The sequence below is a fragment of the Rhizobium sp. AN68 genome, assembly GCF_030758035.1.
Lineage (GTDB): Bacteria > Pseudomonadota > Alphaproteobacteria > Rhizobiales > Rhizobiaceae > Agrobacterium > Agrobacterium tumefaciens.
Genome location: NZ_JARWMI010000001.1, coordinates 448872 through 469246, shown reverse-complemented (window position 1 = coordinate 469246; position 20375 = coordinate 448872). Strand labels below are relative to the sequence as shown.

The window sequence follows — 20375 nt, the reverse complement described above, 5'->3', positions numbered from 1 at the left end:
GCTATTCTCCTGTCTCAGTCCGCGCTTTTGCAAACCTGCGCGCGATAGTCGGCGCACCAAGGATGACGAAGACAATTCGGACGAGGTGATGGGCGACGACGAAACCGAGATCGGCGCCGGCGATAATTGTCAGCATTGACATTTCGGCCTGCCCTCCCGGCGCAAAGGCCAAAAACGCCTCAACCGGGGGCGCAAGCCCCATGAGCGTGACGAATTCGGTGACTATTGCTGCAAGCAGAGCAAGGATGAAGACGAAAACAACAGCACCTGAAACAGTGCTGCGGAGTTCTTGAAGGGTAATGCCGACGTAACTGACCCCGATGCCTGTACCGATCAAAAAGCTGGGCTGCCAGCAGAGCTTCTTTGGGCGGGCGAGCGTGCAACAAACCGGTCAGAGAAAGAAGTGCCGCGACAAGCAAAGGGCCGATAATAGCGGCGCCGAACAGCTTGATGGCTTCTCCGCCCTTCCAACCGACGACCGCTGCGATCGCCATCAGAACCATCTCGATGACAGGGAGTTCCCTCGCCGGCGCGCCGACGGGATTATCGAGGGACACTCCATAGGCCTGGACCAGGAGTATCGGCGCGATCACCATAATCACCAGCAACCGTGTAACGTGTACGAGAGACAACTGGCGGACGTTGGCGCCAGCTTCCATGCCGAATACGGTCATGTCGGCGGCACCACCGGGCATTGCCGAATAAAATGCAGTAATCGGATCGAACCTGCAGTACCGTTGGAAAAACGGCATGCCAACTGCTGCAATGGCGATCACATAAACAGGCACAATCGCAATCGACAGCGCCATGTCTGGCAGCCGACCGACCAAGGCCGGTGTAATTGACGCGCCGACCGCCAAGCCGATTACCGATCGAGCTCCGACGGAAACTTGCCCAAAGGAACGCAGCCTGGCTCCCGCCAGAGCCGCAATCAGGCACGCTGCCATGGGCCCGAACAAAAACGGCAGCGGAAGACCCACTGTGCAAAAGACGCAAACACCGCCGGCAGAAGCCAGCAACGTCAATGACTGATGTTCGAAGTTGGAGCCCATTGTCCCGCGATCGGTCAGCCGAGGTCAACTGCAGCAGAGTGCGTCACGACCGGAGGCGAGGCAAAGAACGGCGAAGCCAATTCTCGCCAGCGCTGGAAACCCTCCGCCTTGCGGAAGGTCACCATGTGGTCGTCCACCGAGCGCCAGGACACCAGCAAGCGGTAAACGTCCGGCGTTTCAATAACGCGGTGAAGCTTCAGATCCAGGCAACCATCAGCAGCGAGGAAATGAGGTTTGGCTTGCGCCACGGCGGCTTCGAAGCCAGCCGGGTCGGTCACAGTGATCTCGGCGACCTCTATAACGTGTGGTGATGTCATTGTATTCTCCCTGGGCGTTTGGCGGGGCTCGCTGCCCGGCCAGCCTCGACTACTGCTTCGCGTGGCCGTGTTCGGCGTCGATGGTTTTCGTTTCGCCGCTGGCGATCATCGTGCGGGTGGCGTCAACCGTTGCGTAGGTCCAGAAAATCCGCATGGGTTTGTCCGACGCATTGATGAAGCGATGCGGGACGTTGGCCGGGATCCAGGTCGTATCATTGGTGTTGAGGTGGTGCTGGACGCCATCGATCTCGGCGATTGCTTCACCCTCGATTACCATGACGCTCTCCTCGCAATTGTGCATGTGGAGGCCAATCGCAGCACCCGGATCAAAGGCGGTGATGCCGTTGATCATGCTGGTCGATCCGCATCGCCGCGTCACGAGGGGAGTGGTGCGAGCACCACCGCCACGATCATTGGTTTTTAGTTCTGTAGGACGAAGAATTGCTGGTTCTGACATGACAGACCTCACTTTGCGGGACCGATCCAGACGGTCTTGATGTTGACGAATTCGCGGATGCCGTAGACACCAAGCTCGCGTCCGTACCCGGACCGCTTGATCCCGCCGAATGGGTAGCGGGGATCGGATGCCGTCATGCCGTTGATGAAGACTGCACCTGCTTCGATTTGCCGCGACATTTCTTTTGCCTTGGCGATGTCAGAGGTCCACAGCGCTGCACCGAGACCGAATTCGGTGTCATTTGCGACGGCGACGGCTTCCTCAGCGTCTTTAACGCGGATGATTGCAGCGACAGGACCGAAGGTTTCCTCGCAGAACGCCACCATTCCCGGTTTCACGTGGTCGAGAACGGTCGGCGGGTAATAGAAGCCGTCACCTTCGACAGGCTCGCCACCAAGCTTCAGGACAGCACCTTCTGCCAGCGACCGCTTGACCTGAGAGTGGAGCGTGTCGCGGAGGTTCGCTCGTGCCATGGGGCCGATCTTTGTATCGCGCTCCATTGGATCGCCAATCTTGAGCGCCGTGGCCTTTTCAACGAAAAGCTCCACGAAGCGGTCGGCAATCGATGCTTCCACGATGAAACGCTTTGCGTTGACGCAGGACTGACCAACATTGATGTAACGCGCCTTCACGGCCGTCTCTGCAGCGGCATCGATGTCGGCGTCGGCAAGAACGATGAAAGGGTCGGAACCGCCCAATTCAAGAACCTGCTTTTTCAGAGCCTTGCCGGCCTGAGACGCGACAATCGCCCCGACTTCGGTCGATCCGGTCAGCGTGACGGCCGCAATACGATCATCGGCGATGAGACCGGCGACTTTGGAAACGTCGATCAACAGGCTGGCCGTAAGGCCGGCCGGTACACCGGCCTTCTCCATGACCTCCTGGACTGCCATCGCTGACTCGGGAACATTGTTGGCATGCTTGAGGATAGCGCCATTGCCGGCTGCCAGTGCTGGTGCCGCGAAACGGAAATACTGCCAGAACGGATAGTTCCACGGCATGATCGCGAGGACGACACCGAGGGGATCGAAAGCGACGACACTTTCGGTCGCATTCGATGGGACCAGCTCGTCGCTCAAATACGATGCAGCATGTTCAGCATAGAAGTCGCAGTTGTAAGCGCACTTTTCGACTTCGCCTTCCGCCTCGACGAGCGGCTTGCCCATCTCCCGGACAATCATCTCGGCGTATCTGCTTTTGCCTTCGCGCAATACCGCGGCGACCTTTGTCAGAACTTTCGCGCGTTCAGCGACCGGCTTGCGGGCCCACTCTTTCTGTGCCTTGACGGCGGCCGTCAGTGCCGCATCGACACTCGCGTCATCCTGTAGCGAGAAGCTTTTGATTTCCTTGCCGTCAGCAGGGTTGATGGATGTGATTGTCGTCATGAATTCGCTCCTGAGTGATGAGTGGCAAAGTGATTTGATGCGACGAGGTGCTTCCACGACGACAAGAAACGCAGGCTTTGCTCGGTAGATTCGGTAGGCACATATTCGAAGCCGACAGCACCGCCGTATCCAGCGCCCTCGAGGGCGCGAAGAACGGCCACGAAGTCGATCGTCCCGGATCCCGGCTGGTTTCTCCCGGGATAGTCGGCGATGTGGACATGGCCGACGCGGGTTGCATTTTCCTCGACCCAACGCGCCGGATCTTCGCCCAATTTCATTGCGTGATACGTGTCGAACAAAAGCGCTGGGCGTCCCTGGAAGCAGTCTTGCAAGGCGATCGCTTCGTTCAACGTCGCGACGTAGTAGCCGGGTGCAGTAATCGCTTCGATCAGCACCCTCGCAGCGGTCCCGCCACAAGCTTCAAGCGCCCAACCCAGGTTCGCTTGGTACGTTTCTCCAGCGTCGAGCCCGCCGCCTGTTGGAACACCAGCCATTGGATGCACGAACCGGGCTTTGATCGCCTCTGCATAGTCCAAAGCTCTGAGGAAGCCCTGCCTGAACTCTGCCTCGCGCCCGCGAAGAGCCGCCAAGCCTTTTTCGCTTCGCGAAGGGTCACCCAACCCGCTGGATAACTGGCAGAATTCAAGGCCGAGATCATCGAGGCGTTCCCGCATTTCCTTCGCAGGAATTGCAAACGGCTCGGGATGCTCGATCGCCGTGAATCCGTCTCGTGCTGCGGCGGCGATGCGGTCAACCAGCGGCAGTTCGGTATAAAGATACCCGATATGTGCAGAGAAACGGTTCACGTGCTTGTCCTCCAAGCCTCTCCCGGGGGAGGCAAGCCGGCCAACGAGCTGACCGGATTGCCGCCTTGGAGGGACTTTAAATGCTAGGCTGCGGGCTTGCGAACCAGCTGTTGCAGAACCTCGCATACGCGGCTTGTGAACGCGTTGGTTCCGAGTGGACCGCCGAGGTCTCGCGTGCGGCTGCCCGGATCGTCCAACGTCTTTTCGATTGCGTCCTCGATCGAACGTGCAGCGGCAGCGAACTCCGGCCGATCGTGCCTGGTTGCGAGCCAGTCGAGGAGCATTGCTGCTGAAAGGATCAGCGAGGTCGGGTTAGCCTTGTCCTGACCTTGGATATCGGGTGCGGAGCCGTGCTGTGCCTGGGCAACACAGATGCCTTCGCCCTGGTTGATGGAGCCACCAAGACCGAGGCTACCGCAAAGCTCGGAGGCTTCGTCGGAGAGAATGTCGCCGAACATGTTGGTGGTGACGATGACATCGAAACGGTCGGGCTGACGTATTAGCAGCGCTGCGGTCGCGTCGACGATCAGCTCTTCGAGTTCCACATCGGGAAACTCTTGGGCGACCTTGCGCACTTCACGAAGGAACAGGCCATCTGACAGCTTGACGACATTTGCCTTGTGCACGGCCGTCACCTTCTTGCGGCGCCCTTTGGCGAGCTCAAAGGCGGCGCGAGCGACCCGGTTGGACGCGCGTGCCGTGATCTTGCGCACCGACAGGGCCATGTCCGGGTCTGGCATGAATTCGCCGGAGCCTGCAAACATGTTTCGGTCGCTGTAGAAACCTTCCGTATTTTCGCGCACGATGATCAGGTCCATCGGCTTGCGCAGAACGGTCAGTTCTGGACGAGAACGGCAAGGGCGGACATTGGCGAAAAGCTCGAACTTGACGCGCAGCTCGCCCGACGGATTGATGCCACCCTTGTCGCGCGTGGGATAGTCATAGTGGGAAACCGGGCCAAGTATGACGCCGTCGACTTCAGGGATTCGCTGCATCACCGCTTCCGGCAATGTCGTGCCCTGCTCTTTAAGAGACTTGAGGCCGATATCTGCCTCCTCAATTGCGAGCCCGAGACCAAACCGTTCGTCCGCTTCGCGCAAAACGCGCAGCGTCGCATCAGTGATTTCGGGGCCGATACCGTCACCGGGAAGTACAAGAAGGCGCACGTGGATTCCTCGCTATTCGAGGAGGCTGTTGGGTGCAAGGTGATGAAGCCTTGGATCCCAAACCAAACCTCCTCCGTTTGGTATTTTGGATGCCTGAAATGCCAATAACGGAAACACAGGTATTATGCAAACCCAAAATACCACAATCTCAGAAATTGGGCCTCAAGCGGTGAAGTTGATTTTCCTTGCGAATGATCTCGACTGGCGAGTTCTTTGAGCCAAATCTCAAGCAGCGGTGGTCGAACCGGACGGAAACTTGGTCCCTGATCGATCGCCTTCAGCGGTCAAATCTGAGATCACGTTGTCGGTGATCGGGATGCCGTTCCGCAGACGTTCTGCTTCTCTTCGAGCCTCGGGTTCTCCCGGCATCAGTACCTCATCGACACCGACTGCTCGGGGCATCGTTTTCACGCGGTCATAGTATCGGTCCATGCGTGCATCATAGTCGCTGAGGCTCATGAAGAGGTCTGGTTTGATCGCAAAGAAAAGGTGACCGACATTCTGCGGCTCAGAATGATCGAAGTATAGGCTCTTGACGTCGCCAGCGAAGTTGGCGCCGGTTAGCACGCCCGACATCAGATCCATGAGTGTCGCAAGTACCGAACCCTTGACGCCGCCGAACGGCAGGCAGACGCCCTCAAAGGCCTTGGCTGCGTCCGTAGTTGGATTGCCGTCAACGTCGAGTGCCAAGCCTTCCGCGATCGGTTCCCCACGCATCGCTGCAAGTCGGATCTTTCCGCGCGCTATGACCGTCATGGCCATATCCATGACATAGGGCGGATGCTTCCCGGCAGGCACGCCAGCTGCAACCGGGCTTGCGCCTAAAAACGCGCTGCGACCGCCCCACATGGCGATTGCCGGAGAAGAGTTCGTAAAAATCATCGAGATGTAGCCGGCCTCGATGGCCTGCAGCGCATAAAGTGCGCCCATACCGAAGTGGGTGCTGCGATGGACGCCGACGAGACCTATCCCCGAATTCTTCGCCAGCCGGATCGCTTCTGTCATGGCAATATGTGACGGGATAAAACCCATGGCGTTGTCGCCATCGACGTGCGAGACGGCGCCGGCGACCTCATCAATCTTGATGTTCGGGCGCGCATTGACGAGGCCTGCCCTCAGACGTTCCATATACATCGGGATTCGCGACACCCCGTGGGAGTCGATGCCCCGAAGGTTCGCATGCACGAGGTCGGTGGCAATCGTTTTTGCATGGGCGTCAGACATGCCGGTGCTTCTGAAAACATCCGCCGCGAAGGTCGTTAGTTCGTCTACACGATAGTATTTCAATTCAGACATGCGATCGCTCCATGACGCGTCAGACGTTCTCTGCTGCGGCCTGATTGCGGTTGGCCTTCAAGCGCATAAGTGCCGGTACGACGACGAGAACAAGGGCAATGACGAGAAGTGCCAGTGAAATGGGTTGGGTAAAGAAGACGCTGACGTCGCCCTGGCTGATCGTGAGAGCTCGTCGGAATTGCTGCTCGGCCAAGGGACCAAGGATCAGGCCGACGACACAGGGTGCAACGGGTACATCGTAAACGCGCATACCGAATCCGATGATGCCAATTACCCACAGGATCCCGACATCGACGATGTTGTTATTCAAGGTATATGCGCCCATCGTCGCAAACAGCAGGATGCCCGAATAAAGCCAGGGCTTGGGAATGCGTAGGAGTTTCACCCACACACCGACAAGCGGTAGATTGAGAAGCAACAGCATGACGTTGCCGATATAGAGACTTGCGATCAGTCCCCACACCAGTTCTGGATTGTTGTCGAACAGCAGCGGACCGGGTTGAATGCCATACTGCTGGAATGCGGCAAGCATGATTGCGGCGGTTGCCGATGTCGGCAATCCGAGAGCGAGAAGTGGAGCAAGCACCCCGGCTGCAGAAGCGTTGTTTGCAGCTTCGGGTCCAGCGACGGCTTCAATTGCGCCATGGCCGAACTCCTCAGGGTTTTTCGACAGACGCTTTTCCGTCAAATAGGATAGGAACGTCGGAATTTCACTGCCGCCAGCAGGAAGTGCGCCTATCGGAAAGCCGAGCGCTGTACCACGAAGCCATGGCTTCCAGGACCGGCGCCAATCTTCCTTGCTATAGATTTCCTCGGTCTCGAAACGATGCCTCGCAACGGTGAACAAGGTCTCGCCCACAGCAAAAAGTCCGACGGCTACAACGACAACATCGATGCCGTCGAGGAGCTCGGGAATTCCGAGCGTGAAGCGTGCCTGGCCGGTCTGCAAGTCAATCCCGACGAGGCCCAGCGCCAGTCCGAACAACAAGCTTGCAAGCCCTCGCGAAAGAGACGAGCCAAGAACTGCGGTTACGGTCGTCAGGGCGAGCACCATCAACGCAAAATACTCGGCTGGCCCGAACAGCAGCGCAATCTTTACCATCAAGGGAGCGACGAACGTGAGCGCAATCGTCGCGATCGTACCTGCCACGAATGAGCCGATCGCAGCGGTCGCGAGAGCCTGGGCTCCCCTACCCTTCCTAGCCATCGCGTGACCATCAAGCGCGGTAACGATCGACGCTGACTCACCAGGTGTATTCAGAAGGATAGACGTCGTCGACCCACCGTACATTGCACCGTAGTAGATCCCGGCGAACATGATAAAAGCGCTAGTCGGTTCGAGACTGTAGGTAACAGGTAGGAGCAAAGCGACTGTGAGCGCTGGCCCGATGCCAGGCAACACGCCAATCGCAGTGCCAAGGGTCACACCGATAAGGGACCACATAAGATTGTAGGGTGTCAGTGCTACGGAAAAACCGTGCATCAGCGCAGCAATGGTGTCCATGTCGATTCGCCTTGAAAACTGATTGGCCCGAACAGGCGGGTTTGGCGACTACAGGTCGTCGCCCTCTGAAGCGATCAGCTCGTTGGCGTGATCAGGTCCTCGATCACTGACCCGGTCGGTAGATCGAGATCCAATGCATAGTCGAAGACAAGGTAGGTTACGGTTGTGAGAGCGAACCCGAAGAGAATGTTCCGAATGTGCGCGCGGCTTCCGAAGGACATGGCGCAAACCGTAAACATCAACGTCCCGGAAACGATCCAGCCAAGTCGCTCAAGAGTTAGACATTGGGCCGCAAAAGCCGCAGCAACAACGGCGCAGGGTTTCCAATCTAACTGTATTACCTCATCCTCTATTAGCCGACGAATGTAGGCTTCGTAGAGAAGACGCAGCCCGACCAGCATCAATCCCGCCGCTATAAGGGCGGGAAAGAGGGCCGGACCGACGACCGACTGTGCAGCAATGGGAGGCGTCATCCACGTTTGGACGCTTATAAACAAACCCAACGCGAGCGTAAAAGCGCCGATGACAGCTTCGCCCACGCGTAAACGACCAGAAATCAGCATGGTGCTGCCTCCCCTTTACCAGCTATTCAGAGGAGACCGACTTCCTTTAGAGCGGTCTCGACGCGCTTCTGTTCTTCGCCAAGAAACTCGCCGAAATCCTTTGCTGGAAGATAAGCATCTGTCCAGCCGCGCTTAGCCAGAGCATCCTTCCATTCAGGGGTCTTGGAGAGTTCGGCGACGGCAGCTTCCAAGGCCTTGCGGTCGTCGTCCTTCATCTTGGGATGTGCCATCAGGCCACGCCAGTTTGTTACCGCAAGATCAATACCCGATTCCTTCAGCGTCGGAACGTTAACGCCTGCGATGCGCTCTTCACCTGTGACGGCGAGGGCGCGAAGCGCCCCAGCATCCACCTGGGCGCGGAATTCCTCGTATCCACTGATACCGACCGTGGCGTGCCCGCCTAGAGTGGACGCAAGAACTTCACCCCCGCCCGCATGGACGACGAAGTTCATTTTCTTGGGATCAGCACCAACGGCCTTGACGATCAGGCCTGCCGCAACGTGATCATGCCGCCGATGGAGCCGCCGGCCCATGCAACCTTGCTGGGATCCGCCTTGAGGCGCTCAACTAGATCTGCCATGGTCTTGATTTCGGAATTGGTCGGCACAACAATCGCGTCAACGTCTCCCATCAAACGCGCGACGGGAACAGCCTGATCGAGAGTGACAGCGGACTTGGTTGTAAGGACGCCCCCCACAAGTGCGAAGCCAACAACCAGCGCGCTGGGGTGTCTGGGCCGTGTAGTGACGAATTGCGAAAGTCCGACGGTTCCGCCGCCGCCTGCAACGTTCTGAACCTCAACCGGCCCAGAAAGCTTCTTCTCCTGAAGAACCTGCTGAATTGTCCGAGCCAGCTGGTCATAACCGCTACCGGGACTGCTTGGGGCGAGAATGTGCAGAGATTTCAGCTCTTGCGCCCGGGCGCCAGCGCGAGCGAGCTTATCGCGGTCGCCGCCATAAAATTAAAACTACGTCTGGAAAATTCGTTCACGTAAACTCCTCCGCTACGTCTGTCGTTATCGTTCGAAAATCCGCCTCCCTCCTCAGGAATGCGCACCTTCGCTAACCGCTATCCGGTCGGCGCAAGAGCCGTCCCAAGAGGCACTGGTTAAAAGTGAAGATCACGGTCGGATGTTGGTGTGCTCTGGCTCATGGGTTGAATTCGGCAGCCCATGTCCAGCGCCCCGATAAATCAGGACACATCTCGCGAAAAACTTGACTCCTCCAAATGCCGTAAGTTGGTCTTTTGGCCTCCGAAATACCAAATACCTTGCAGGATGGTTTTTTGCAATAGTTAAAAACCACGCGTCTCGATTTTATGGATAAACAGGGTATGAGTTCACCTGCCAGCGGTCGGAGGGTTCGCCTTGAGGCGCCGATGGAAGACTTCGACCAAGAGAGGATAAATGGATATGAAAAACAGACTCCCCGCCGTCTTCATGAGGGGTGGCACCAGCAAGGCGCTGATGTTCCATTTGAGAGACCTTCCTGCCGATCGTAATGAGTGGAAAGACCTTTTCCTTAGAGCGATGGGCAGCCCGGACCCCTACGGCCGACAACTGAACGGCATGGGAGGAGGCATTTCTTCCCTATCCAAAGTCTGCGTGATTGCGCCCTCAGCGAGAGCCGATGCCGACATTGATTACACCTTCGTGCAAGTGGCGGTACGCGACGCTCAGATCGACATGTCCGGGAACTGTGGAAACATGCTGTCTGCGATCGGCCCGTTCGCTGTCGACGAGTATCTGGTAGTGCCCGAGATGGGCCACACAACGGTCCGAATTTTCAATACCAATACCTCCAAGCTCGTCCACGCACGCTTTCCCACCGATGCCGAAGGTACGGTCTATGGCGGCAACTGCATAATCCCAGGTGTCGCCGGAAGCGGAGCGCCGATTCGGCTCGATTTTCTGGACCCCGGCGGTGCGACAACTGGCAAACTGTTACCCACAGGAATTCCGAGCGAACAACTCAAGGTCGATGGCGTCGAGCTTGAAGTTTCGATGATCGATGCCGGAAATGCCTGCGTGTTCGTGCGCGCAGAAGATCTTGGAGTGCTGGGGACAGCACTGCCCGCGCAAATATCGGAGCAGCCCGATCTCCTCCGCTTGCTCGAGAGTATTCGCATAGCTGCATCTATGCGAATGAGGATTTCTAAGGATCGCGATAACGCGATGCTCATCCGCCACGTCCCTTTCATCGTCATTGTTTCCGGTCCGCAGGACGCTCTGACGACATCTGGAGAATGGATAAGGGCGGCTGATATGAACCTGACTGCAAGGGTGATTTCGAATGGGCAACCACATCAGGCGTTGCCGTTGACTGCGACACTATGCACAACGATAGCTGCACGTATCCATGGTTCCATTGTCAATAGAGTTGCGAGCACAACCGACCATGGGCCGTTTAATGTTGGCATGCCATCCGGTATTCTTTCGGCTGATGCTGAAATTACTTTGGATGATAGAGGCCCTGTCGCAAAGCGTGGATCTTTTTTCCGCACTGCTCGCCGACTATTCAAAGGCGGGCTCTACATCGAAGACTGACTTGCTGCAAAAAATCGATCGCAGCGATACGTCAAAGTCGAAGAAGATTTTTAGGAGCTGCGGCCAGCTTGCGAAAATGAGGCGGACCTAAAGCTCAAATGATGACATAAGCAATCGAAGTGGGAGCGCAAAGCCACGTCTAGGATAATTGCATCTAACTTTGACCACATGATCCCCTCACATTCATCACCTTGAAAGGACGTGAACGGCCGACTGCGTCGATCGGACAATACGTTCGCGCCGAGTCTCCTCATATAGGCGACAACCTGCCGTGTGCGGCCGATAAGAGGCCGATTGCGGATGGTCGGCTGGTTCATAGCTGCCTTTTGACGTCATGGAGGAGCCTAATTCGTATCCCTCCGGCGTGCACCGCCTTGCGAGTTTTTGGCGATACCGTGATTTTGCGCTCTTGAGAGTGGACTTAAGAGCGCGATGAGGAACTATGGCACAGGCCATTTTGCTGACGGGTCAAGAACGGCGTCGTCGTTGGTCACCGGACCAACGGCTGGAAATTCTGGAGGCAGCATTTGCTCCTGGGGCAAATGTCTCGGAGGTAGCGCGTCGTTTTGATGTTTCGACGGGGCTGCTCTACACGTGGCGGCGCCAAGCGCTGACTGTGAAAGATGGGCCTGCTTTTGTGCCGGCAACAGTTCTGGATGTTTCTGGCGGCGGCGATGGTGGTGCGGCAACCATCGTTGTGGACTTTGCGAACGGTATCAAGGTGAGGATTGCCTCCGGGGTGCCTTGTGATCTTGCCGCTGCAGTGATGCGAGCGCTGAAATGATCCCGATCAGTTCGAGCGTGCGGGTTTGGATTGCGAGCGGCCATTGCGATATGCGCAAGGGAATGCAGAGCCTTGCTCTGATCGTGCAGGAAGGTCTTGGTCGTGATCCGTTCAAGGGGGACGTTTTTGTTTTCCGCGGGAAAAGCGGCCGGCTGATCAAGGCTCTTTGGCATGACGGAATTGGGCTTTCGCTATACGCAAAGCGGCTCGAGCGTGGCCGTTTTATTTGGCCGGTGACTGAGGGCGGAGCGATTGCGCTGACGGCTGGCCAGATGTCCTACTTGCTTGAGGGAATTGACTGGCGAAACCCGCAGCAGACATGGCGTCCGACGAGCGCTGGATAGCGAATTTTGGCGAGGATTTGCCGCCATTGCCATCAAGAAAAGCTATGCAAATCAGGGGTTTTGTGATTCACTTCGAGCATGGAACCGGGCTTCGAAAATCACCGCGATCATGCTGCTGCTCTTGAAGCAGAATTGGCGGTGGCGCGGGCCGATCGGGCCGCCGCTTTGGCTGAATTGGCTGTTGCCAAGGCCAGGGAGGCCGACGATCAGGCCCTCATTCTTCGCCAGAAAGTCTATATCGAAAAGCTGCAACGGGAACTGCGCGGTCAGAAGTCGGAACGGACGGCACGGCTGGTTGCGCAGATGGAACTGATGCTTGAGGACGCCGAAGCGACGGCGACCGAAGATGAGCTTGCCGCTGAAATGGCCGTTGCTGCAGCATCTGCGATTGCGGTCACCGGCTTTACGCGCAAGCGGCCGGTCAAGAAGCCCTTTCCGGAGCATCTGCCGCGTGAGCGTGTCGTGGTGCCAGGCCCTCTTGCCTGCAGTTGCTGTGGCGGTGAACGGCTTCGCAAGCTCGGCGAAGACATCACCGAAACGATGGAGAGCGTACCGCGGAGCTGGAAGGTCATTCAGACGGTGCGGGAAAAGTTCACCTGCCGTGACTGCGAGAAGATCAGCCAGGCACCTGCACCCTTCCATGTCATACCGAGAGGGTGGGCTGGTCCGGGGCTTTTGGCGATGATGCTCTGCGACAAGTTCGGCCAGCACATTCCCCTCAATCGCCAGGTCGAACGTTTTGCCCTGGAAGGTGTGCCGATCAGTCTGTCGACTGCAGCAGACGCGATTGGCGCGTGCTGCCAGATCCTTGACCCGCTGGTGCGGCGGATTGAAAGCCATACGTTCGCGTCTGAACGGATCCACGGTGATGGCACGACCGTGCCGGTTCTAGCTCTCGGCAAGACCGCAACCGGCCGGATATGGAGCTATGTCAGGGACGATGCTCCGTTCGGCGGAACGGCCCCACCGTCGGTGATGTTCTATTATTCCCGGGACCGGGCCGGCGAACATCCACAGGCACATCTGGCCAATTATAGCGGTATCCTTCAGGCGGATGCCTATACCGGCTATGGCCAGCTCTATCTTCCTGATCGAAGTCCGGCCCCGATTTACGAAGCGGCGTGCTGGGCGCATGCCAGGCGGCCATTCTTTGCGCAAGCCGATCTGGAGGCCAATGCGCGCCGAAAAGCGCAGGGTAAAAGTGCCGCCGTTATCTCACCAATCGCCTTGAACATGGTGCAGCGGATCGACGCGCTGTTCGAGATCGAACGCCAGATCAATGGCCGCACTGCCGATGAGAGAAAAGCAATCCGCCAGCAATTATCAAAGCCGTTGATCGACGACATGGAAATATGGATACGCGACCACCGCGCCAGGTTGCCGCGCGACAACGACCTGGCAAAGGCATTTGACTATATGCTGAACCGCTGGGAATCCTTCACCCGCTTCCTCGACGACGGCCGGATTTGCCTGTCGAACAATTGCGCGGAGCGATCTCTGCGTGGTGTGGCCCTTGGACGAAAAGCCTGGCTATTTGCCGGTTCCGATCGAGGGGGACAGCGGGCGGCAGCCATGTACAGCCTGATCGTCACCGCGAAAATGAGCCGCATTGACCCACAGGCCTGGCTTGCTGATGTTCTCGCCCGCATCGCCGACCATCCTGTCAGCCGGCTCGATGAGCTTCTCCCCTGGAATTGGCGGAACCCCGCAACAAAATCTCTGCAGCAGGCGGCCTGATGGCTGGTCCTCTCGTTCGCCTGAAGATCACGCTCGATGACGTTGATCCCTTGGTGATGCGGCGCGTTGTCGTGCCGTTCCGCATTCGGCTCGACCGGCTTCATGATGTTCTCCAGGAGGCTTTCGGCTGGACCAACAGTCATCTCTATGAGTTCAGGATCCGTGACATCGGATTCGGCGTGCCTGATGGCGGCTTTGATGACCCCATCGATGCTCGCAAGGAAACGCTTCTTGCCGCCATCGAAGATATCGGCGCGAAGTCATTCAAGTATCTCTATGACTTCGGCGACGGCTGGACGCACACAGTGAAAATCGAAAAGACCTTTCCGGCTACCCCCGGCTTTGATGATCCTTTCCTTCTCGAGGCTGTCGGAAGGTGCCCGCCAGAGGATGTTGGCGGCCCTTGGGGCTATGAAGAGTTCCGTGAGGCTATTGCCGACGTCAACCATGAGCGACATCAAGAACTGCTCGAATGGTGGGGAAGTTCAGACTACGACCCCAGCCAAGTCGATGCAAGAAATCTCGGCAAAAACGTCGAGGCTCTGGCTGCGAAATGGAAGCGCAGATCGCGCAAAAAAACCTGACACTGCGGGTCCTCGGCGAATGCTTACCTGCATTCCACGTTCCGTCAAGGAATAAGGCGAGCTTCTTGCTCGATGCTAAGGGCAGACCCGATAGTGCCACTACTTCCACCTTTCCAAAAAATACGCACGTCAACTTCGGGGGTCGCTTGCTTCACTACCGGTCAAACGCGGACCCGTCTCTTGTGGGTGTACGCCCAGTTTTTCATTACAAAAGCTGTGCGGCCAGAGCAGCTTCGAACACTTTTTTGTAAGCAGTTTGAGTGCGTTTCCACACTCTCGACTAACGTTTCATTTGCCGTTGCGAACGCGATCTGAATTGGTCAGTGCTTCGCCTAAGCGGCCTAACGTTTCCTTCATCGCTTGCTCAGCAGATTGAGTGAGCGATTTTGCACCACCTTCACAAGCAAAGCCGGCATCGCCTTGCGCGTTGCCGTCACCAGAGACAGTAGTGCCAAGCAGACGCCCCGATTGCCCGTCAACAGTAATGGATGCCGCGACCTCAACTTCCGTTTCCATGCCGGCAACCCAGAAGCCTGGCACAACGCGCAGGCGAGCGTTCACGTCTTCGCCCTTAACGATAATCATACCACGGGCACCACGCGCCTTGAGCTCATCGCGGCCGACAGGCGCTTGAACAGGCTCCAATTCGGTCACCAGGTTTGCAAAGGTCTGTCTTACCGAGCCAGAAAAGCTGGATGAGAGATTAAGCGGGAATGTGTGCGCTGCGCAGTTCATGTCCGATGGCTTGATTGGCTTATCCAACTTCGACCCATCAACGAAGAGCAGGTACTTGCCGGGAAGCTTGCCTTCATAAGACGAATAGACATTGTAGGTTGCGACTGTGAGCGGCTCCGCCTTATATTGGCAAGCCGTCAGCATAGCGCAAGACAGTAGCGCTGCAGCGAATTTGGTGTTCATGATGCCCCCGAAAAAAATCCCCGAAAGGAAATAAGCACGGCGACAATCTAGAGTCGAGTGAGAATAGATTAGAATAGACTTTTATGACCCTGCACCAGCTAGGTGGAGTACCGTTCGGCCAGACACGGCGGCCTTTTTGGACTAGCGCACAAAAATCGCGCTTTTCGCGAAAACCTTTCCACGGCGTTCAATTAGTGGTTTCGTAGTTTGCCGAACCTGATAACGTGAGATCGTCCTAATGGAACGCGGGCGGGGGCCGGCACGAAATGTTATCACTAAAGCTGCGATCTCTTGTCCGATGGTTCGGCTTGTCCGCTGCCCTTGGCGTGGTCGTCTTGCACCCTCCTTCTGAGGCGGTAGCTCAAGTCGTTGCTGGGCACTCGATCGGAGAGGATCGTAATAAGCTGGATGGCATTGCCTGGCAGAACAGTTTTGGCGGTTATGTCGACGGGAAATTCAAGGCTGCAAATGGGATCGAAGTCTCAGCGACCTCCGAGCAATCGACCGGGAAATTAGTTCGCTTGGAGGCCAAATGGGATGGAAAAGGCTTGCGCCAGCTCGCTTACTTTTCCGACTTCAGGTTCGGCCAAACAACTCTCGCAGATATCAAGAAGCGCTTTGGCAATCTTGGTCTGTTGCCTGCAGGCGGCTCATCTGTCTTGAGTACTCCGGATGGTGGCGTCACAATCTCGAACTTTTATGAAATCTCCGGTTCGACGACGATAGCTACTTTCGTGACAAAGATAGGGCGAGCTGCGCTCCTTGACCTGAAACGCCGCCATGGCGCGGATACATATGCTCATATGGAGACGGTTGCCACGCTTAATTCGATGGCGATATCCGATGCAGTTTATTTCAGAATCTTCGCGGGACGACATCAATCGCCGATGTTGGATATAGTCCCATCGCATGGACACCGATGAGCAGTTCCGCTGACAAATCCAAAAGAAAAATATTGCTGTCGAGAATAAAATCCACGCAATTACCTGTGGCCCGTGTCTATTCAGGACCGAGAAATCTCCCCGATTTGAGCGGCCAAAATTCTACGGTACGCGCTTATCAAGATCGGATCGCACAGCGGATGGCTGAAGGCCCTGCTTTCGCCGGTGAATACGCGGTCATCCAAATTGATTGCGGCACTCGCTGTTCAAACGCCTATGTCGGAAATGTGCGCACTGGTGAGGTTTTCAAGTTGCCTGTAGGGGGCCGAACGAACCTCGATCTCGCCCTGAAGTACGAACTATCCAGCCGCCTGATGACCGCGCAATGGTCAGGCGCTGGCTCGGGAGAATGCGCAATCCAGTTTTTCAGCTTCGACGACGGAGAATGGATCGAGCTTCTGAAACACGAAATTGGCGACAGTCGAGGCTGTTCAATGTCCCTCTCATATAACCTGCGGTAGTCTTTTCTCTATTGCAGCTCTCAACGTGTGATAGGCTGCTTTTCCTGAACGATAGGCGTTTAATGAATGGTTTTGAAATGGAAAATCTACCCAGTAGTTCGCAACTGGTCATCGACGAGCTGCTTATAAGATGGCTCCCGGACGCCTCGGTGCGGTTTCAGTATCTATATCCGGAGCTCGAGCTTTGCGTCGATGGAAACATTGTTCGCTTCACCGGCACAAATGCAGGTGATCCACGCGTGAAGCAGGAATTTCAGTTTTGTCTCTATCGTCAGAAGATTTTCGAACAGACGTTGCCAATGCGCAAGATGCTGATTGAGGGAGTGACAGGCATTGCTGGTCGCACCTCTTAAGTTTCGCGCAGCCGACGACGGTAATGTCTTTTTTGCAGATGACGCCGGTGGCTTTTTCAAAGCAGGCGAAGCATTTCTGCACCGCTATGCCCGCGACGAGCTGCTGGCGTCAGATCTCGCCTTCTTAAATGCGATTGGTAGTGCCTTCAGCGAGGTGGGCGACCTTACTTATCTTGGCTTTGAGCAGCGTTTCGCCAGCCGTCTCTACCTTCCGGCTGAGATCGACTACGTTATTCTGGTGCCGACGCTGAGATGCAACCTGGCCTGTGGTTATTGTCAGGTATCGCGCGTCAACGAGGGTACACGAGGTTTCGGCTGGGATGCTGAAACTTTGGCCGGTGTCGTCAGCTTCCTTGACGGCCTGTCGACCACCACCATCAAGATCGAGTTTCAGGGGGGCGAGCCGCTCCTGCGCCTCGACGTCATCAAGGATGTGATGGAATTCTGTCGAGGCAAATTCGATCACTGTGAGTTTGTCATCTGTACAAACCTGCAAGAAGTTTCAGAGGAAGCTTGGGCGGTCTTGGAAGAGCCCGACGTGTTTACCAGCACGTCACTCGATGCGACGAGAGCAATCCATCAGGCACAGAGAACTGTGAGTGACGAGAAAACGACCGCGTTTTTCACTAATCTCGACACCGCAATCGAAAGGTTGGGCGCCGAGAAAGTCTCCGCTCTCCCCACCATTGACCCACGCAAAGCGCCGCCATCGAGCGCCTTAATCGAGTCTTTCGTTCACTACGGTTTCCGCTCCATTTATTTGCGGCCTGTGAACCACCAGGGCTTTGCCCGCAAAAAGTTCGACGCTCGCGAGAGCGCAGCGGTGTGGAATCAATACCACTCGGAGTTCATCGACGAATTGGTTGCGTTCAACTGGGATGCTGACCAACCCGTTGAAGAGTATTATTTCACGCACTGCCTTAGACGGGTTCTGCGGTCCGGCCATAACCACCACGCAGATCTTCGTAACCCAAACATCATCGGTGAAAGCTACGTCGTCATCGACTATGACGGGAAATTTTATCCCACTGATGAAGCGCGCATGGTGACCCGCGTGGGGCAGTTGGACCTATCCATGGGCGATGTCTTCAGCGGCATGAACCGAGATAAGATTGAGGTTTTAAACAGCGAAGCGATCAACAACTTCCACCCGGATTGCGTCCATTGTCCCTATCAGGCCTTTTGTGGTGTTGATCTGGTGGACGACCTATCGAGATACGGTCGAATAGACCATCCGAAACATCTCACCGACTTTTGCCAGCGCCATACCTACCTGTTCGATAAGATTTTTTCCCTGATCTATTCAGACGATCCGAGGGTTCAAAAATCCCTTGCCATATGGTCAGGATCGGCTCGTTTCGATCGATCGCTTGCGAAGTCTCACCGATGATAGAGTTGCGCCTCAAGGTCGATCCTCTACCAATCGTCGTTCCCATGGTCATCAGGCTCAACGACGGTCCTTCCGACGCCAACGGCCAGCACGATGCTTTTTTAGTCGAGGTTACGGGAGAGCGACGGGAGTACGATTTTAACGGGTTCTCTTTGGGCGTCTACGCAGGCATCGACGAGGACATGGATGGAGATGTGCTTCTCCTCCTGCCGGGACAAGGAAGCGCTCATCGTCTGATACGAGCTCAGTCAGAGCACAACACGTTTCTCGTCACTGAGCAATGCGACCAGCTTTGCGTCATGTGTTCGCAGCCGCCCAAGAAGTATCATCATGACATGTTCGAGCATTTTGCCCTCGCGGCTTTGCTCGCCCCGATCGGCGTTACGATTGGGATTTCCGGTGGTGAGCCTCTTTTACATAAGCATCGACTGTTTGAAATGCTTTCGCACGTCACGAAAGCGCGGCCGGATATTCGCTTCCACGTCCTGACCAACGCCCAACACTTCGATGCCGGAGATATCGAAACGCTTTCCGACCTCGGATGGGATCGCGTTCTATGGGGTGTCCCAATCTACTCAGCCGCAGCCGACGTCCATGATCGAATAGTTGGGAAAGAGGGTGCTTTCAAATCTCTTGAACGTGGCCTCGCTACCCTGCTTCGCGCAGGTGCTTCAGTAGAACTTCGCACAGTCGTTCTTAAGCAAAATTGGGATGACCTGCCTGCTCTCGCCTATTTCGTTTCGACGAGATTGAGTGCTGTGTCCTTCTGGGCTGTGATGCAACTTGAACGGATCGGTTACGGCCGGATGAATTGGATGACGTCATTCAAAGACACCTCGACTGATTTCGACGCTCTTGCCAGAGCACTTGATATTGCCGGAGCACGGGGAATACAGACTTGGCTCTATAATTTCCCCGCCTGTTCTGTTCCAAACGACTATCGCCTTCACGCGCCATCAACGATTTCCGATTGGAAGCGGAAATATCTCGATTTCTGCGACAGTTGTAATGCTCGCGGAACTTGTGGTGGGTTTTTTCAGTGGTATGATCATCGGCAGGGGTTTGCTGCACTGGGGCCATTATGAAATCGCGGATATTCTTGATCCCGTCGCTTTTAGCGGCCGGATTTCTTCCGTCCAAAACTACAGCGATGCCAATTGGTGAATTTGTCGAGAAGAAGAACTCCGTTCCAACCATTCTCGAACGGCTGAAACTTAAGCATGTCTTCACGCTTGCGGGCCACCGGTCGCATCGATCTCATTCCAGTCATCGCTCCCACTCCAGTCACAGATCAAGTAGCGGCGGTGGATATAGCTATGGTGGTTCATCGACATACTCGTCGCCATCCCCTTCCTACAGCCCACCCGCCCGCTCGATTTATCCGGCTGCGCCTAGCGCGCCTGTAGCACCCCCGGTACCAGCTACGCCTGCGCCGCTTTACAGTGCACCTGTCACCCCGAGCCCTGCGCCGCTGAAGCCTCTTGCCGGCAACACAGATAAGTTCAAAAGGATCGTGATGCAGGTTCAGACAGCGTTGACTGCCTATGGCTACTATTCGGGTCTGATAGACGGTCAGGTCGGACCGGGATGCAAAACAGCGCTGATCGCGATGCAGACTGATTACAATCTTAAAGTCACCGGAACCATTACGCCCGATGTGCTCGATGCCTTCGGGATCGCTGCAAACTGATCGTCATGGATATCAGCCATATAATAGAAACGATAAAGTCGGTCCCTGCACCGCCCTCACCTCCAGAGCTGGAAGCCGCGTT

Annotated in this window: 23 protein-coding genes and 1 pseudogene; 11 read left to right on the top strand and 13 right to left on the bottom strand. The window is 56.2% G+C overall.

Annotation, left to right across the window (positions count from 1 at the left end; genetic code table 11):
* Position 1 precedes the first annotated feature (1 nt).
* The 12 genes and pseudogenes from RBH71_RS02125 to RBH71_RS02070 form a co-directional block, all read right to left on the bottom strand.
* Positions 2 to 337 carry an AbrB family transcriptional regulator gene (locus RBH71_RS02125; protein WP_323687028.1) on the bottom strand — a complete coding sequence of 112 codons (336 nt, stop codon included), beginning with the start codon at positions 335 to 337 and terminating at the stop codon, positions 2 to 4.
* Positions 338 to 422: 85 nt separating this feature from the next.
* Positions 423 to 947, bottom strand: a pseudogene (locus RBH71_RS02120) (AbrB family transcriptional regulator); the annotation flags it as partial.
* Positions 948 to 1066: 119 nt separating this feature from the next.
* Positions 1067 to 1369 carry an antibiotic biosynthesis monooxygenase family protein gene (locus RBH71_RS02115; protein WP_323687027.1) on the bottom strand — a complete coding sequence of 101 codons (303 nt, stop codon included), beginning with the start codon at positions 1367 to 1369 and terminating at the stop codon, positions 1067 to 1069.
* 49 nt (positions 1370 to 1418) lie between these two features.
* On the bottom strand, positions 1419 to 1826 hold the full coding sequence (locus RBH71_RS02110; RefSeq protein WP_112155487.1) for a cupin domain-containing protein: 408 nt from the start codon (positions 1824 to 1826) through the stop codon (positions 1419 to 1421).
* Between the two features lie 8 nt (positions 1827 to 1834).
* Positions 1835 to 3211, bottom strand: coding sequence for an NAD-dependent succinate-semialdehyde dehydrogenase (locus RBH71_RS02105; RefSeq protein WP_112155486.1), 1377 nt, complete (start codon positions 3209 to 3211; stop codon positions 1835 to 1837).
* On the bottom strand, positions 3208 to 4017 hold the full coding sequence (locus tag RBH71_RS02100; protein WP_112155519.1) for a hydroxypyruvate isomerase family protein: 810 nt from the start codon (positions 4015 to 4017) through the stop codon (positions 3208 to 3210). The genes RBH71_RS02105 and RBH71_RS02100 overlap by 4 nt, the downstream gene beginning before the upstream one ends.
* Before the next feature lie 83 nt (positions 4018 to 4100).
* Positions 4101 to 5183 (bottom strand): isocitrate/isopropylmalate dehydrogenase family protein, encoded by a 1083-nt coding sequence (locus RBH71_RS02095; RefSeq protein WP_112155485.1) that lies wholly within the window; start codon positions 5181 to 5183, stop codon positions 4101 to 4103.
* A 225-nt stretch (positions 5184 to 5408) separates the two neighbouring features.
* The gene (locus tag RBH71_RS02090) at positions 5409 to 6479 is read right to left on the bottom strand and encodes an Ldh family oxidoreductase (protein ID WP_112155484.1); all 1071 of its coding nucleotides are present in this window, start codon (positions 6477 to 6479) and stop codon (positions 5409 to 5411) included.
* A 19-nt stretch (positions 6480 to 6498) separates the two neighbouring features.
* On the bottom strand, positions 6499 to 7983 hold the full coding sequence (locus RBH71_RS02085; protein WP_112155483.1) for a tripartite tricarboxylate transporter permease: 1485 nt from the start codon (positions 7981 to 7983) through the stop codon (positions 6499 to 6501).
* A gap of 74 nt (positions 7984 to 8057) precedes the next feature.
* Positions 8058 to 8546: a tripartite tricarboxylate transporter TctB family protein gene (locus RBH71_RS02080; protein WP_112155482.1), complete on the bottom strand. Its 489-nt coding sequence runs from the start codon at positions 8544 to 8546 to the stop codon at positions 8058 to 8060.
* Positions 8547 to 8572: 26 nt separating this feature from the next.
* On the bottom strand, positions 8573 to 9079 hold the full coding sequence (locus RBH71_RS02075) for a Bug family tripartite tricarboxylate transporter substrate binding protein (protein WP_323687026.1): 507 nt from the start codon (positions 9077 to 9079) through the stop codon (positions 8573 to 8575).
* Positions 9031 to 9387, bottom strand: a complete 357-nt coding sequence (locus RBH71_RS02070) for a tripartite tricarboxylate transporter substrate-binding protein (RefSeq protein ID WP_323687086.1) — start codon at positions 9385 to 9387, stop codon at positions 9031 to 9033. The genes RBH71_RS02075 and RBH71_RS02070 overlap by 49 nt, the downstream gene beginning before the upstream one ends.
* Positions 9388 to 9951: 564 nt before the next feature.
* Here RBH71_RS02070 and RBH71_RS02065 point away from each other — a divergent pair.
* The 5 genes from RBH71_RS02065 to RBH71_RS02045 all read left to right on the top strand — a co-directional run bounded on the left by RBH71_RS02065 (position 9952) and on the right by RBH71_RS02045 (position 14540).
* Positions 9952 to 11091, top strand: coding sequence for a 2-methylaconitate cis-trans isomerase PrpF family protein (locus tag RBH71_RS02065; protein ID WP_323687025.1), 1140 nt, complete (start codon positions 9952 to 9954; stop codon positions 11089 to 11091).
* A gap of 442 nt (positions 11092 to 11533) precedes the next feature.
* On the top strand, positions 11534 to 11875 hold the full coding sequence (gene tnpA, locus RBH71_RS02060; protein ID WP_112155480.1) for an IS66-like element accessory protein TnpA: 342 nt from the start codon (positions 11534 to 11536) through the stop codon (positions 11873 to 11875).
* Entirely contained in the window at positions 11872 to 12219 is a 348-nt protein-coding gene (gene tnpB / locus RBH71_RS02055) for an IS66 family insertion sequence element accessory protein TnpB (protein ID WP_112155479.1), read from the top strand. Before tnpA ends, tnpB begins: the two co-directional genes overlap by 4 nt.
* A 78-nt stretch (positions 12220 to 12297) precedes the next feature.
* The gene (gene tnpC, locus RBH71_RS02050) at positions 12298 to 13956 is read left to right on the top strand and encodes an IS66 family transposase (protein WP_112155478.1); all 1659 of its coding nucleotides are present in this window, start codon (positions 12298 to 12300) and stop codon (positions 13954 to 13956) included.
* The gene (locus RBH71_RS02045) at positions 13956 to 14540 is read left to right on the top strand and encodes a plasmid pRiA4b ORF-3 family protein (protein ID WP_112155477.1); all 585 of its coding nucleotides are present in this window, start codon (positions 13956 to 13958) and stop codon (positions 14538 to 14540) included. The genes tnpC and RBH71_RS02045 overlap by 1 nt, the downstream gene beginning before the upstream one ends.
* Before the next feature lie 288 nt (positions 14541 to 14828).
* Here RBH71_RS02045 and RBH71_RS02040 read toward each other — a convergent pair whose 3' ends face one another.
* Entirely contained in the window at positions 14829 to 15458 is a 630-nt protein-coding gene (locus RBH71_RS02040; RefSeq protein ID WP_244656417.1) for a hypothetical protein, read from the bottom strand.
* A 266-nt stretch (positions 15459 to 15724) separates the two neighbouring features.
* Here RBH71_RS02040 and RBH71_RS02035 point away from each other — a divergent pair, with 266 nt between their 5' ends.
* From RBH71_RS02035 to hxsA, 6 genes are all read left to right on the top strand, one after another.
* The gene (locus tag RBH71_RS02035; protein WP_323687024.1) at positions 15725 to 16381 is read left to right on the top strand and encodes a hypothetical protein; all 657 of its coding nucleotides are present in this window, start codon (positions 15725 to 15727) and stop codon (positions 16379 to 16381) included.
* Positions 16378 to 16860, top strand: coding sequence for a hypothetical protein (locus tag RBH71_RS02030; protein WP_323687023.1), 483 nt, complete (start codon positions 16378 to 16380; stop codon positions 16858 to 16860). The genes RBH71_RS02035 and RBH71_RS02030 overlap by 4 nt, the downstream gene beginning before the upstream one ends.
* 62 nt (positions 16861 to 16922) lie before the next feature.
* Positions 16923 to 17213, top strand: coding sequence for a hypothetical protein (locus RBH71_RS02025; protein WP_323687022.1), 291 nt, complete (start codon positions 16923 to 16925; stop codon positions 17211 to 17213).
* The gene (gene hxsB, locus RBH71_RS02020; protein WP_323687021.1) at positions 17194 to 18603 is read left to right on the top strand and encodes a His-Xaa-Ser system radical SAM maturase HxsB; all 1410 of its coding nucleotides are present in this window, start codon (positions 17194 to 17196) and stop codon (positions 18601 to 18603) included. The genes RBH71_RS02025 and hxsB overlap by 20 nt, the downstream gene beginning before the upstream one ends.
* Positions 18600 to 19688: a His-Xaa-Ser system radical SAM maturase HxsC gene (hxsC, locus tag RBH71_RS02015; protein WP_112155473.1), complete on the top strand. Its 1089-nt coding sequence runs from the start codon at positions 18600 to 18602 to the stop codon at positions 19686 to 19688. Before hxsB ends, hxsC begins: the two co-directional genes overlap by 4 nt.
* Entirely contained in the window at positions 19685 to 20293 is a 609-nt protein-coding gene (gene hxsA, locus RBH71_RS02010; RefSeq protein ID WP_112157469.1) for a His-Xaa-Ser repeat protein HxsA, read from the top strand. Before hxsC ends, hxsA begins: the two co-directional genes overlap by 4 nt.
* Positions 20294 to 20375 lie beyond the last annotated feature (82 nt).